Source organism: Janibacter limosus (genome assembly GCF_004295485.1).
GTDB classification, from domain to species: domain Bacteria; phylum Actinomycetota; class Actinomycetes; order Actinomycetales; family Dermatophilaceae; genus Janibacter; species Janibacter limosus_A.
This window is the reverse complement of the sequence record NZ_CP036164.1, coordinates 960,384-974,103: the sequence shown is the minus strand read 5'-3', so window position 1 is coordinate 974,103 and position 13,720 is coordinate 960,384. Positions and strand designations below refer to the sequence as shown.

At 72.0% G+C, this 13,720-nt stretch carries 9 protein-coding genes; 3 read left to right on the top strand and 6 right to left on the bottom strand.

What is annotated here, in order from left to right; translation table 11 throughout:
* Positions 1–35: 35 nt before the first annotated feature.
* Genes holA through EXU32_RS04695 form a run of 3 tightly spaced genes read right to left on the bottom strand, consistent with a single transcriptional unit; the run spans position 36 to position 4,195 of the window.
* Positions 36–992 carry a DNA polymerase III subunit delta gene (gene holA / locus EXU32_RS04705; RefSeq protein WP_130628858.1) on the bottom strand — a complete coding sequence of 319 codons (957 nt, stop codon included), beginning with the start codon at positions 990–992 and terminating at the stop codon, positions 36–38.
* On the bottom strand, positions 989–1,963 hold the full coding sequence (locus EXU32_RS04700; RefSeq protein WP_130628857.1) for an aldo/keto reductase: 975 nt from the start codon (positions 1,961–1,963) through the stop codon (positions 989–991). Before EXU32_RS04700 ends, holA begins: the two co-directional genes overlap by 4 nt.
* A gap of 9 nt (positions 1,964–1,972) precedes the next feature.
* Positions 1,973–4,195 (bottom strand): ATP-dependent DNA helicase, encoded by a 2,223-nt coding sequence (locus tag EXU32_RS04695; RefSeq protein WP_130628856.1) that lies wholly within the window; start codon positions 4,193–4,195, stop codon positions 1,973–1,975.
* A gap of 494 nt (positions 4,196–4,689) precedes the next feature.
* Here EXU32_RS04695 and EXU32_RS04690 point away from each other — a divergent pair, with 494 nt between their 5' ends.
* The 3 genes from EXU32_RS04690 to EXU32_RS04680 are packed head-to-tail and all read left to right on the top strand — an operon-like array spanning position 4,690 to position 8,602.
* Entirely contained in the window at positions 4,690–6,759 is a 2,070-nt protein-coding gene (locus EXU32_RS04690; RefSeq protein ID WP_242612885.1) for an MMPL family transporter, read from the top strand.
* Complete coding sequence (locus EXU32_RS04685; RefSeq protein ID WP_242612884.1) at positions 6,756–7,973, top strand: sensor histidine kinase; 1,218 nt, start codon at positions 6,756–6,758, stop codon at positions 7,971–7,973. Before EXU32_RS04690 ends, EXU32_RS04685 begins: the two co-directional genes overlap by 4 nt.
* Positions 7,974–8,023: 50 nt before the next feature.
* Complete coding sequence (locus EXU32_RS04680) at positions 8,024–8,602, top strand: LuxR C-terminal-related transcriptional regulator (protein WP_130631052.1); 579 nt, start codon at positions 8,024–8,026, stop codon at positions 8,600–8,602.
* 3 nt (positions 8,603–8,605) lie between these two features.
* On the opposite strand, the gene EXU32_RS04675 is transcribed toward EXU32_RS04680, so the two are convergent.
* The 3 genes from EXU32_RS04675 to EXU32_RS04665 are packed head-to-tail and all read right to left on the bottom strand — an operon-like array spanning position 8,606 to position 13,584.
* The gene (locus EXU32_RS04675; RefSeq protein WP_130628855.1) at positions 8,606–11,338 is read right to left on the bottom strand and encodes an MGH1-like glycoside hydrolase domain-containing protein; all 2,733 of its coding nucleotides are present in this window, start codon (positions 11,336–11,338) and stop codon (positions 8,606–8,608) included.
* Positions 11,339–11,377: 39 nt separating this feature from the next.
* Complete coding sequence (locus EXU32_RS04670; RefSeq protein WP_130628854.1) at positions 11,378–12,052, bottom strand: response regulator transcription factor; 675 nt, start codon at positions 12,050–12,052, stop codon at positions 11,378–11,380.
* The gene (locus EXU32_RS04665) at positions 12,049–13,584 is read right to left on the bottom strand and encodes a sensor histidine kinase (RefSeq protein WP_207233876.1); all 1,536 of its coding nucleotides are present in this window, start codon (positions 13,582–13,584) and stop codon (positions 12,049–12,051) included. The genes EXU32_RS04670 and EXU32_RS04665 overlap by 4 nt, the downstream gene beginning before the upstream one ends.
* Positions 13,585–13,720: the final 136 nt, after the last annotated feature.

Sequence of the window (13,720 nt, the reverse complement as noted above, 5' to 3'; positions counted from 1 at the left end):
CCCCGGCCAAAACCGCGGACGGCATGGTGGCCGCGTCAGCCGCCGTTGCGCTCCCGGGTGATCGTCAGGACGGCCTTCTCCACGGCATAGACCGGGTCGCGTCCGCCACCCTTGACCTCGAAGTCCGCGGCAGCGACCGCCTGGATGCTGCGCCCGAGCGCGTCACCGCCCCATCCCTGGAGCGAGCGACGCGCCTTGTCCACCTGCCAGGGCGCCATGCCGAGCTCACGGGCGAGGTCGGCGCTGCGGCCCCGCCCTGCTCCCCCGACCCTGGCCAGCTGGCGCAGCTGCTGCGCGAGGACGGCGACGATCGGCACCGGGTCGACACCGACGTTGACCGCGTGCCGCAGCAGTCGCAGCGCCTCACCGGTCTGCCCGGCCACCGCAGCATCGGCGACCTTGAACCCCGTGGCCTCGACGCGCCCACCGTGGTATCGCTCCACCACGTCGGCGTCGATGACCCCGGTCGTGTCGTCGACGAGCTGCTGGCAGGCCGAGGCCAGCTCGCGCACGTCCTTGCCCACGGCCTCGACGAGCGCCTGCACCGCCTCGGGCGCCGCCTTGCGGCGGGCCCGACGGAACTCGTTGGACACGAAGTCCGCCTTGTCGCGGTCGCTCTTGATGGCCGGCGCCTCGAGGACGAGTGCCTTGGCCTTCTTGAGGGTGTCGAGCACCTTCTTGCCCTTGTTGCCCGAGGCATGGGTGACGACCAGTGTCACCGAGTCGGCCGGGTCGGCGAGGTAGTCCAGCAGGTCGACCTGCAGTGCGTCGGGCGCCTGGTGCAGGTCACGCACGACGATCAGCTTGTCCTCACCGAAGAGGGAGGGGCTGGCATGGACCATCAGCTCGCCCTCCTCGTAGCCTTCGGCCCGCAGGGTGATGACCTCGAGGTCGGGCGCGGTGACCCGCACGTCGGAGATGACCTGGTCGATCGCCCGGTCGGCGAGGACGGCCTCGGGCCCTTGCACGAGGACGAGCTGTGGAGTGCTCAAAAGAGGGCGACCCTGGGCACGGCCGGGAAGATCTCCTCGAGCGCTGCCTCGTCCTGCGCGGTCGGCACCCAGCACACCGCCTCGGCATTCTGCTCGATCTGCTCGGGCCGCGTGGCCCCGGCGATGACGCTGTCGACGCGCGGCCGGGAGGCGAGCCAGGAGAAGGCGACCTGCAGCTCGGTGAGGTCACGCTCCCGGGCGAAGTCACCGAAGGCCCCCAGCTGATCGAGGTCGGCCTCCTGCAGCATGTACTGCCGCGAGTGGGTCAGCCGGCTGCCCTCCGGCGCCGTGCCCGAGGAGTACTTGCCCGTGAGCAGGCCGTTGGCCAGCGGGAAGTAGGGCAGCACGCCCAGGCCATAGGCCTCGGCGGCCGGCACGACCTCGAGCTCGGCTCGACGGTCGAGCAGGTTGTAGTGGCTCTGGCTGGAGATGAAGCGGGCGCCACCACGGGCACGGGCGACGTGCTCGGCGTCGGCGATCTGCCACCCTGCCCGGTTGGAGTGGCCGATGTAGCGCACCTTGCCCGAGCGGACGAGGTCGTCCAGGACGTCGAGCGTCTCCTCGATCGGGGTCTGCGGGTCGGGGGTGTGGAACTGGTAGAGGTCGATGTGGTCGGTACCCAGACGACGCAGCGACGCCTCGACCGCGGTCGTGATGTAGCGGCGCGAGCCGCGCGCCCCGAAGTCGGGCCCGTTGGCCCCGGACAGGTCCATGCCGAACTTGGTCGCGAGCACGATCTCGTCGCGACGGTTGCCCAGCGCCTTGCCGAGCATCGTCTCGGACAGGCCCGGCTCCGCGCCGTAGGTGTCGGCGGTGTCGAAGAGGGTGATGCCGGCATCGAGCGCCGCACCGATGAGCGCATCGGTCCCCTCCTGGGTCTGCGTGACCGCACCGCGACGACCGAGGTTATTGCACCCGAGCCCCACGACCGAGACGGACAGACCAGAGTGACCCAGGCGACGAAGTTCCATGGCGACAGGCTAGCCGCGGGTCGGGACAACGAGGCCGAGGGTCTTGGCCCTCGCCACGACGGCGGACTCCTCGCGGTCCAGGGACGCAGCCAGCTCCTCCAGCGGCAGCCCGAGGTCGGCCCCGTCGCGCAGCTCGTCGTCGTCCTGGACGGACCAGCCGTCGCCCTGCACGACGGCCGTCCGCACGCTGCCGGCCGTGCCGGGGTCGGTGACCTTGCCCGTGAGCCCGCGCTTGACCGGGTCGGCGACGGGCAGGACCTCGGGCGCGATCTCGTCGAGCCGTCGCAGTGCGCCCAGGACGAGCTCGCGGTCGGTCGTCGGCCAGAAGGGAGGAAGGGAGCGCTGCAGGAACCCCGCGTAGCGCGCCTTGATCATCCGGTTGTCGAGGAAGGCGACCACGCCCCGGTCGTCGCCGCGGCGGATGAGCCGTCCTGCCCCCTGGGCCAGGCGCAGCGCGGCGTGGGTCGCCGAGACCGCCATGAAGCCGTTGCCACCGCGTCGGGCGATCTCCTGGGTCCGCGCGGAGGACAGCGGGTCGTCCGGGCGGGGGAAGGGGATGCGGTCGATGAGCACCAGCTGACAGCTGCTGCCGGGCACGTCGACGCCCTGCCACAGGGTGAGCGTGCCGAAGAGGATCGTCTTGGGGTCGCGCGCGAAGTTGCGCACGAGGGTGCCGATCATGTCCTCGCCCTGGCACAGCACGGTGTAGTCGTCGTCGAGACGCTCGCGCATCGCCTCGGAGGCCTCCTTGGCCGCACGCATCGACGAGAAGAGACCGAGGGTGCGCCCTCCGGCTGCCCGGACGAGCGCCTCGATCTCGTCGAGGGTCTGCGCTGCCAGTCCGTCCCGGCCGGGTGCGGGCAGGTGCTCCGCGACATAGGCGATGCCCTGCTGCTGGTAGTCGAAGGGCGACCCGACGTCGAGGCCGGTCCACTCCGGGGCGCCGGGACCGCGCAGGCCGAGGGTGCCGGCGACGGCGTCGAAGGTGCCACCCAGCTCGAGCGTCGCGGAGGTGAGGATGACGGTGCGGTCGCGCACGGCCTCGTCCTCGTCGGTGGCGCCGGTGCCGAAGATCCGCTCGCGCATCCGCATCGCCACGCTCATGGGCGCCACCCGCAGCAGCGGGCCACGCCGCATGTCGCGGCTGACCCAGATGACGTCGAGCTCGTGCTCCTGGAGCATCCGCCCCGCGGTCTCGTGGACCTCGTCGACGGACGCGAGCGCGATCTGGCGGGACCCGTCGACCTGCTCGCCCTTGGGCGGCTTCATCTCGGTGAGGAGGTTGCGGCTGACATCGCGGCAGCGACCCAGGACCGCGGCGAGGGCGTCGGGGATGCCGCTGGTCAACCGACCCTCGGGCGCCTCCTCCAGCACGGCCTCGAGATCGGTGGCGAGATCGTCGAGCGCGTCGGAGGACTCGGCGAACTTGCGCGCGCGCTTGGCCGCGGCTCGCACCCCGCCCGGGGCCAGCTCGTCGGTGACCGTGGAGGTCACCCGGTCGACCAGCTCGTGGGCCTCGTCGATGACCAGGACGTCGTGATCGGGCAGCATCGGGCGTCCTTCGAAGGCGTCGATGGCCATGAAGGAGTGGTTGGTGACGATGACGTCGACGTCCTTGGCCGCCTCGCGGGAGCGCTCGACGAAGCACTCGCCGACCATCGGGCACTTGGAGCCCAGGCACTCCTGCGCGGAGACGGAGACCTGGCGCCAGGCCTTCTCCGAGACACCGGGAACCAGCTCGTCGCGGTCGCCGGACTCGGTCTCGCCGGCCCACTCGCGAACGCGCACGACCTCCTTGCCGAGCCACCCTGCCTGGGCGTCGGCCTCACCGACGTCGAAGAGTCCGTCCTCGTCGTCGGGGAACCCGCCGTCGGTCTTGTGCTTGCAGACGTAGTTGCGCCGGCCCTTGACGATCGCGTAGGTCGGGCGGCGCTTCAGGTGACCAGCGAGGGCATCAGCGAGCCGAGGCATGTCGCGGTCGACGATCTGGCCCTGCAGGGCGAGGGTCGCCGTCGCGACGACGGCGGGCTTGCCCACCCTCTGGGCGTGCTCGACGGCGGGCACGAGGTAGGCCAGCGACTTGCCGGTGCCGGTGCCGGCCTGGACGAGCAAGTGCTCCTGCGTGTCGATGGCCCGGGCGACGGCCACGGCCATCTGGACCTGACCCTCCCGGGTGGAGCCGCCCACTCCCCCGACGGCGGCGGCGAGCAGGGATTCGACAGTCGAGGACACGCGACCACCTTAAGTCCCGGCACCGACACCTCGGGACGGTGATCCACAGGCACGGGACGACGAGGACGGTCGAGCCGCCAAGCAGCGGACGACGAGGAGGGGCAGGCGGCCAGCACGGTGACACGCATCAGCGCGCACGGGGATCGCCGTCAGCTAGCCGATCCTCAGCAGCCGCGAGACCGCGACGATGCGCACGACCTTAAGGAAATACGGTGTGGGTAGCCGGTGGTCCCCACGACCTTAAGGAAATACGCCACACCTGCGCACGACCTTAAGGAAATACGGTGTGGGTAGCCGTTGGTCCGCACGACCTTGAGGAAATACGCCACACCTGCGCACGACCTTAAGGAAATGCGGTGTGGGTAGCCGTTGGTCCGCACGACCTTGAGGAGATGCGGGAGCGGGACCGGGACCGGGGTCCATCAAAAGGTTGACCGCAGGACCAACCTCCAGCGCGATGTGCCGACACCCCCTTCGGCGGTGGACTGGATGCCATGACAGCGACCCTGCGCCCCCACCGTCCCGACTCACCCCCTCACTCCCCCCGACCGACCTTCGCGCAGCGCCTGACCGGCCGCCGCGGGCCCGGGATCGTGCTCCTGCTGGCCCTCGTGCTCATCGGTCTGGCGAGCACCGTGCTCGGCTCGGCACAGGCCCCCGCGCGGGGCGACAGCTACTCCGCGACCGCCGAGTCGGCAGTGGTCGCCGACCAGCTGAAGTCCTTCCCGGGGAGCGACCACGCGCCGGTCCTCCTCGTCGCGACGAAGGGGGGAGCCGACCTCACCTCGACGGACACCTCGGCCCTCACCCGGCTTGCCGACCAGCTCGGAGCCACCGACGCGCGGGCGCAGGTCAGCGAGGACGGCCGGGCCGCGACGGTCACCGTCCCGGTACGGACGAGCGAGGACAGCGACACCCAGGTCCAGACCATCGAGGACCTGCGCGCCGACGTCGCCGAGCAGGCGCCGGCCGACCTGACGATCCAGGTCACCGGTGGCCCCGCCTTCGGCGCGGACATCGCCTCGTCCTTCGACGGTGCCAACTTCACCCTGCTCGCCGTCACCATCGGCGTCGTCGCGCTCCTGCTGCTGCTCACCTACCGATCCCCCGTGCTCTGGCTCGTCCCGCTCTCGGTCGTCGGTATCGCCGACCAGGTCGCCGGTACCGTCACCACCGCGGTCGGCGACTGGAGCGGCCTGCCCTTCGACGCCGGGATCGTCTCCGTGCTCGTCTTCGGTGCCGGCGCCAACTACGCACTGCTGCTGATCTCCCGCTACCGCGAGGAGCTGCACGAGCACGAGGACCACCGGGCTGCGCTCGCCACCGCCTGGCGGGCCACGGTCCCCGCGATCCTCGCGAGCAATGCCACCGTCGTCCTGGCCCTGGGCACCCTGCTCCTCGCGAGCGTCCCCGGCACCCGCGGACTCGGACTCGCCTCCGCGGTCGGCCTGGTCATCGCCCTGCTCGCGGTCACCTTCGTGCTGCCCGCCGCTCTGGCCCTCGTCGGCCGCAAGGTCTTCTGGCCCTTCGTGCCCCGCCCCGGCGACACCCTCGACCACGAGGGCGTCTGGGCCAAGGTGGCCCGCACGGTCGTCGCGCGCCCTGCCGCCCACCTCGTCGGTGGTCTCGTCCTGCTCGCCGTCCTGGCCTCGGCCCTCCTCGGCGCGCGGGTCGGCCTGAGCCAGGCCGACTCCTTCCGCACCGCCTCCGAGTCGGCCGACGGCCTCGTCACGGTCGCTGAGCACTTCCCGGCCGGGTCGGCCGCTCCCTTCACCGTCACGGCGCGCGAAGGGAGCGCCGCCGCGACCACGTCCGCCCTCGCGACCGTCGACGGCGTCACCGCGGCGATCCCCACCGGCAGCAATGGCGCGGGTCTGACCAGGATCACCGTCATCGGCGAGCCCTCACCGGGCACCCCGGCCAGCCTCGAGCTCGCCCAGGACCTGCGGACCGCCGCCCACGGCATCCCCGGCGCCGACGCCAGGGTCGGTGGCGGCTCCGCCCAGCTGCTCGACGCCCGCACTGCGGCCGAGAGCGACCTGCGGACCGTCGTCCCGCTCGTCCTCCTCGTCAGCCTCGCCGTGCTCGTGCTGCTGCTGCGGGCCCTGGTCGGCCCGGTCGTCCTGCTTGCGCTGAACGCGGCCAGCGCCCTCGCGGCGCTCGGTCTGGGCGCGTGGCTCGACGAGCACCTGCTGGGCCACCCGGCCCTGGACGTGCAGGTGCCGCTCGTGGCCTTCCTCTTCCTCGTCGCCCTGGGGATCGACTACACGATCTTCCTCATGCACCGGGCGACGGCCGAGGCCGCCGAGCACGGGACGCGCGAGGGCGTCGCCCGCGCCGTCGCCCGCACCGGTGGCGTCATCACCAGCGCAGGGATCGTCCTGGCGGCCGTCTTCGCCGCCCTCGGGGTCCTGCCCCTGGTCGTCCTCGGCCAGCTGGGACTCATCGTCGGGCTCGGTGTCCTGCTCGACACCCTCGTGGTCCGCACGGTCGTCGTGCCCGCCGCGACAGCCCTCATCGGCGACCGCTTCTGGTGGCCGGGCCGGGTAGCGTCACGTCGGTGAGCGAGACCATCGACCGGACGGGGACCAGCCGTTGGCTGCGCCTGGGCCAGCACGCCCTCCTCGGCGTGCTGGCCCTCGTCTGCGGGCTGCGGGCCATCACCGACGGTGCCCACCCGCTGGCCGAGCTCACCGCCCTCGCCGCCTTCATCGGCTGGTACGCCGCCGGCCCACGGCTGGCCGGGAAGGGCGGGGGCGGCACGGTGTGGTTCGTCGGGCTGACCCTGCTGTGGGCGGTCCTCGTCCTCGTCTCCCCGGAAAACGTGTGGCTCGCCTTCTCCCTCTGGCTGCTCGCCGGGCACGTCCTGCCCCTCCTGCCGGCCGTGATCGTCTCCCTCACCGTCTTCGTCGTCGTGGCCCTCGAGCCCGTCCGCGCCACCGGCGAGGCCAGCTTCGCGGCGATCATCGGCCCCTTCATCGGCATGGTCGTGGCGCTGGGCGTCGCCAAGGCCCAGCAGGCCCTGGTACGTGACGGCATCGAGCGTCAGCGACTGATCACCTCGCTCTACGCGGCGCAGGAGGAGTCCGCGGCGCTGACCGACGAGCTCGCCCGGGTGCAGCGCGCCGAGGGTGCCTCGAGCGAGCGCACCCGCCTGTCCCGCGACATCCACGACGGCATCGCCCAGGGCTTCTCCTCGATCCTGCTGCTCGCCCGCGCCGCCCTGTCCGAGCACGATCCCGACCGGCTGCGCGAGATCCTGCGGCACGTCGAGTCCGGTGCCGCAGAGGGCCTCGAGGAGTCGCGACGCGTCGTCGGTGCCCTCGCCCCCGCCGACCTGGACGAAGGGAGCCTGACCGGCGCCGTCCGTCGGGTCACCGAGCGCTTCGCCCAGGAGTCCGGTGTCGCCGCTCGGGTCGTCGTCACCGGGTCCCTCACCTCCCTTCCCACCACCGCCGAGGTCACCCTGCTGCGCTGTGTGCAGGGCGCCCTCGCCAATGTCCGCACCCACGCCGACGCCCACCAGGTTGTCGTCAGCATCGACGAGACGCCGGACTCGGTCCGGGTCGACGTCGTCGACGACGGTCGCGGATTCGACACCGAGGTCTGGACTGCCACGGCGGCCGGGTCCCCGAAGGACGGCGGCTACGGCCTGCGCGCCACCCGGGCACGCCTGCGCGAGCTCGGTGGCGGGCTGGCCGTCGAGTCCGCACCCGGCGAGGGCACTGCACTGTCGGCGTGGATCCCGTTGTCGCACACCGCCAAGGAGTACCCGTGAGCAGCAGCCGCGTCAGGGTGGTCGTCGTCGAGGACCACCCCGTCACCCGGATGGGCATCGTCGCCCTCCTCGGGCAGGACGAGCGCCTGTCCGTCGTCGGTCAGGCCGGCACCGGCGAGGAGGCGCTGGCGACCCTCGAGGCGCAGCGTCCCGATGTCGTCGTCACCGACCTGCGCCTGGGTGCCGGGATGGACGGTGTCGGCGTGACGAGCGCAGTGCGTGCCCGCCGCGGCGCCCCGGCCGTGCTCGTCCTGACCACCTACGACACCGACCGCGACATCGTCCGGGCCGTCGAGGCCGGCGCCGCGGGCTACCTGCTCAAGGATGCCGACCCGGCCGACATCGTCGGGGCCGTCGTCGCGGCGGCCAGCGGGGAGTCCGTCCTGTCACCCGCGCTGGCCCAGCGGGTCGTCGCCCGGATGGGTCGGCAGCAGGCCGACCTGTCGGCCCGCGAGGTCGAGATCCTCACCGCCGTCGCGCAGGGACTGGGCAACCGCGAGATCGCCCGCACGCTCTTCATCTCCGAGGCCACGGTCAAGACCCACCTCGTGCACGTCTTCACCAAGCTCGACGTCGACTCGCGCACGGCGGCCGTCGCCCGTGCCCGCGAGGACGGGCTGCTCGGCTGACGCTCAGCCCACCGAGCCGCGGTTGCGCTCCCGGTGCACGTCGCGTCGGCTCGTGCAGACCAGGTGGGCCACCATCCCGGTCCACCCGAGCTGGTGCGAGGCTCCGAGGCCCCGCCCGGTGTCCCCGTGGAAGTACTCCGAGAAGGTCGGGTGCGCTCGCCCCCACAGGTCGCCGGTCGGGACATGGATCGGGTCGGCCGGGCGGCGCCCGTCCTCACCCGTCCTGAAGAGGGCGATGAGCCGGTCCTCGAGCTCGAGGGCGACCTCACGCAGCGGGATCCTGCGGCCCGACCCCGTGGGCATCTCCACGGTGAGGTCCTCGTGCGCGTCGACCGCGTGGGTGCGCAGCGCATCGGTGAGCAGGACGTTGACCGGGAACCACACCGGCCCACGCCAGTTGGAGTTGCCACCAAACATCCCGGTGTCGGACTCTCCCGGCACGTATCGCAACGACAGGTCGCGCCCGTCGAGCGCCACGTGCACCCCGTCGCGGTGTCCCGCCGACAGGCTGCGCACGCCGTGCGGCGAGAGGAACTCGCCCTCGTCCAGGAGCCGGGAGAGCAGCCGCTCCAGCCGGGCCCGGTCGACGAGGGCCAAGGTGGTGTCCTGCTCGTCGCCCCGGCTCACCTGCAGGAGCGCATCGGTCAGGTCCGGCCGGTGCCTGCGCAGCCACGCCAGGCGTGAGCTGAAGTCGGTCAGCTCCTGCGGCACCCAGTCCGGCTCGTTGGCCACGGCCATGAGCGGCAGCAGCCCGACCATCGAGCGCACCCGGATCGGCGTGGCACCGCCGTCCGCGTCGACCACCACGTCGTAGAAGAATCCGTCCTGCTCGTCCCACAGGTGCACGTCATCGGTCCCAAAATGCTCCACGGCGTCGGCGATGTGCAGGAAATGCTCGAGGAACTTGGTCGCCACCTCGTCCCAGGCGTGGTCGGACCGGGCCAGCTCCCACGCGATCCGCAGCATGTTGAGGCAGAAGAAGGCCATCCAGCTCGTCGCGTCGGACTGCTCGAGGCGCTGCCCGTCCGGCAGCGGCTCCGACCGGTCGAAGGGGCCGATGTTGTCCATCCCGAGGAAGCCGCCCTCGAAGAGGTAGGAGCCGTCGGAGTCCTTGCGGTTGACCCACCAGCCGAAGTTGAGCATGAGCTTGGTGAAGATCCGCACGAGGAAGCCCGGGTCGTGCGCACCCTCGAGGGCGTAGACCTGCCAGGCGGCCCACGCGTGGACGGGCGGGTTGACGTCGGAGAAGTTCCACTCGTAGGCAGCCATCTGCCCGTTGGGGTGCATCGCCCACTCACGGCACAGCAGGACCAGCTGCTCCTTGGCGAAGGCCGGGTCCATGTGCGCCATCCCCACCGCGTGGAAGGCGGAGTCCCAGGTCGCGAACCACGGGTACTCCCACTCGTCCGGCATCGAGATGACGTCGGCGAGCGCGAGGTGGGTCCAGTCGGTGTTGCGCCCCACCGGTTGCGGTGCCCGACGGCTCAGCGGGGCCGGAGGTTGCGCCGGGTCGCCCTCGAGCCACTCGCGCACGTCGTACCGGTAGACCTGCTTGCACCAGTTGAGCCCCGCGAAGGCCCGCCGCGCGATGAAGCGGTCCTCCTCGCTCGCGTGCTCGGGGATGACCGCGGCGTAGAACTCGTCGGCCTCGCTGCGGCGGCTCGCGATGACCTCGTCGACAGCGGCGAAGGGAGCGTCGCCCCCTTCGCCCTCGCCCGCGCCCTCGTCCTCGCTCACCTGAACGAGTCGCAGGCGCACCCGCACCCTCTCCCCCGGCGCGATGGCGTCGTAGTGGTAGTGCAAGGCGGCCTTGGTCGCGCGGTGGTCCGGCGGCGCGAGGAGCGACCGGTCGTCGTGGACGATCGCCGCGTCGACGGCATTCTTGGGGTGCGGTGACGGGTCCTCGCCGGCGGAGCCGAAGGTCGCCGCCTCGTTGGTCTCGTTGTCGCAGAGCAGCACCTCGGGGGCGCCGTCGGCGTGCAGCACGTACCGGCCGAGCCAGCCGTGCTCGACGAGCAGACGGGTCCCCGTGCCCTCCGGCGACGTCGGGTCGCTCGTGACGGTGATCGAGGGGCGCCGGTCATCGCGGCCCCAGGACCACGTGTTGCGGAACCACACCTGCGGGAGCAGGTCGAGGGGCGCGGGGTCGGGACCGTGGTTGGTGGCCTCGATCTCGATGACGACGTCGCGCTCGCCCACCTTGGCGTGCCGGGTGACGACGTCGAAGAAGCGGTCCTGCTCGAGCACACCGGTATCGCTCAGCTCGTACTCGTCGTCCCCGTGCCCGCGCTCGGCGTTGCGCGCGACGAGGTCCGCGTAGGGGAAGGCCGCCTGGGGATAGCGGTAGAGGTACTCGCCGAAGGAGTGCGTCGGGGTGGCGTCGAGGTGCCACCAGTACTCCTTGGCGTCCTCGCCGTGGTTGCCCTGTGGCCCGCTCAGGCCGAAGAGGCGCTCCTTGAGCCGGTCGTCGTGGCCGTTCCACATCGCCGTCGCGAGCGTGAGGAACCCGTAGCGGTCGGTGAGCCCGGCGATGCCGTCCTCGCCCCAGCGGTAGGCACGGGTGTGCGCCTGGTCGAAGGGGAAGTGGTCCCAGGCCTCCCCGTCGGGGCTGTAGTCCTCGCGGACGGTGCCCCACTGGCGGCCGGCGACATAGGGCCCCCACAGGCGCCACGGGTCGTCGGTCCCGGGCGCCTCGGCGAGTCGTCGGTGCTCTGCGGTCGGCTGCGCGTCACTCACGGGCCCACGGTCCCACAGGGCGAGGTGTCGAGGTCGGCCTCAGCCGGTGACCGGCCGCAGGCGGTAGCCCACTCCCCGCACGGTGAGGATGCGCTCGGCGCCGATCTTGGTGCGCAGGCTGCGCACGAAGACGTCGACGACATTGGACCCGGGGTCGAAGTCCATGTCCCACACCATGCCGAGCAGCTGCTCCCGCGAGAGGACCTGGTCGGCGTGCTCGACGAAGGCCTCGAGCAGCGCGAACTCGCGGGCGGTCAGCTCGACCTCGCGGTCGGCGACCCGCGCGGACCTCCGGCGGATGTCGAGGCTGAGGTCCCCCACCACGAGGGCGCTGTCGTCGGCGGGTGCGGCACCCCCTTCGCGCAGCCGCAGGCGCACCCGGGCGAGCAGCTCGGCGAACTGGAAGGGCTTGGTCATGTAGTCGTTGGCCCCGCCCTCCAGCCCCGCGACGGTGTCGTCGACCCCGTCGCGGGCCGTGAGGATGATGACCGGCAGGTCGACCCCGTCGCCGCGCAGGCGACGAAGCACCTCGAAGCCGTCGAGACCCGGCAGCCCGACGTCCAGGACCAGGAGGTCGAAGGCGCCGGTCCCCGCCAGCGCCCACGCCTGCCGCCCGTCGGCCGTGATGGTCGTGCGGTGGCCGGCGGCCCGCAGCCCCTTGTCGATGAAGCTGGCGATCTCCTCGTGGTCCTCTGCGATGAGGATGCTGCTCATGGTGCCTCCTGGTCGTCCCGCTCGAGGCGGCCGGTGGTCTCGTCGACGGGGATGACGAGGGTGAAGACGGCCCCCACGCCGGGGCGACCCCCGACGTCGACCCGCCCGTCATGGCCCTGCGCGATGGCGCGCACGATCGCCAGGCCGAGGCCGGCGCCGCTGTGCCGCCGACCGTCGGGTGGCTCGCCGTGGGCGAAGCGCTGGAAGATCTGCTCACGGTCGGACTCGGGGACGCCGGGCCCGGTGTCCTCGATGCTGATGGTCAGGGCCCGGCCGAGCTCGGGGTCGTCGACGAGCTGCGAGGACAGGGTGATCGCGTCGCCGTCGGCGGTGTGCTGCACGGCGTTCTGCGCGAGCTGGAGCACCGCCTGCGTGATCCGCTGCGTGTCCAGGCGCGCGGTGCCCTCGGCGATCTGGCTGACCTGCCAGCGCCGGGAGGCCAGCGCCGAGACCTTGGCCTCGAGCGAGACGGTGAGCAGCGCGACGTCGACGTCGTCGGTGGGGCGGATGAAGTCGGGCCGGTCGGAGGTGGCCAGGGCGAGCAGGTCGGTGACGATGCGCCCCATCCGGTCCAGCTCCTGGGTGACGATGCGCAGGGTGACCTCCCGCGACGCGGGGTCGTCGTCCATCAGCTCCAGGTGGCCCCGGATGACCGTGATCGGCGTGCGCAGCTCGTGGCCGGCGTCGTCGACGAAGCGCTGCTCCGCGCGGAAGGCCTCCTCGAGCCGGTCGAGCATCCGGTTGAAGGTCGAGGCCAGCCCGGACACGTCGTCGTCACCGACGTCGATGCGTCGGGTGAGGTCGTGCTCGGTGATCTCCTCGGCAGCCGTCTGCACCAGACGCACCGGGTGCAGCAGTCGGCCGGCGACCAGCCAGGAGACCACCCCGGCGAGGAGCAGCGCGACGAGCGAGACCAGGGCCAGGGTCTGCACGATGCGGTCGGCCTCGGCGCGGTCACCCTGCGTGAAGACCGCCACGAGGAGCATGGCGTCGTCGCCACCTCGCACGTCGACGACGGTGCGGGCCCAGCGCATCTCGCCGGCGGGCGTCTCGCTCGTGCCGGACGTGGAGCGCTCGGCGGCCCGGACCAGGGCGGTGTCGCGGGTCAGGTCGTACTCCTGCAGCGAGGGCGTACCGGGACCGTGGGAGATGGTCACCACGCCCTCCTTGCCGACGTACCCGACGATCACCTCGCCGTTGCTCGGGCTCTGCCGTGACAGGTAGACCTGCAGCAGCCGCTCCGCCGAGGTGAAGGGCTTGGCGGTCTCGGGGTCGACGCCCTCCTGCGTGAAGGTCCGGAACTCCTCGATCTCCTGCGCCACGTCGGCGTTGGCCCGCTCGGTCACCGACAGGTGGAGGCTCTCGCGCACGACGATGACGACGCTGAGCAGGCTGACGAAGAGGACGAGCACCATCCAGCCGACGATCGTGTCCCGGGCCAGACGTGGCCGGGGGCGACGAGCCCGCCCGGGGGCCGGCTCAGTCGTCATCGTCCCCGTCGTCCCCGTCGTCGTCGTCCCCGTCGTCGTCATCATCGTCACCGTACGACGGAACGTCGGTCTGCGACGTCCAGGTCGGTGTGCGAGTGGGCGTCCACGTGGTGCGCGGGGCTGCGGGCGGCGGTTGTGTGGTCCTCGGCGCAGAGGTCCTCGTCGAGCTCGGGGACGA

What these genes read in the sequence shown, in the direction of transcription:
- EXU32_RS04700 (WP_130628857.1), bottom strand. Translation starts at nt 1,963, where the DNA reads ATGGAACTTCGTCGCCTGGGTCACTCTGGTCTGTCCGTCTCGGTCGTG.
- EXU32_RS04690 (WP_242612885.1), top strand. Translation starts at nt 4,690, where the DNA reads ATGACAGCGACCCTGCGCCCCCACCGTCCCGACTCACCCCCTCACTCC.
- EXU32_RS04680 (WP_130631052.1), top strand. Translation starts at nt 8,024, where the DNA reads ATGGGCATCGTCGCCCTCCTCGGGCAGGACGAGCGCCTGTCCGTCGTC.
- EXU32_RS04670 (WP_130628854.1), bottom strand. Translation starts at nt 12,052, where the DNA reads ATGAGCAGCATCCTCATCGCAGAGGACCACGAGGAGATCGCCAGCTTC.
- EXU32_RS04665 (WP_207233876.1), bottom strand. Translation starts at nt 13,584, where the DNA reads ATGACGACGACGGGGACGACGACGACGGGGACGACGGGGACGATGACG.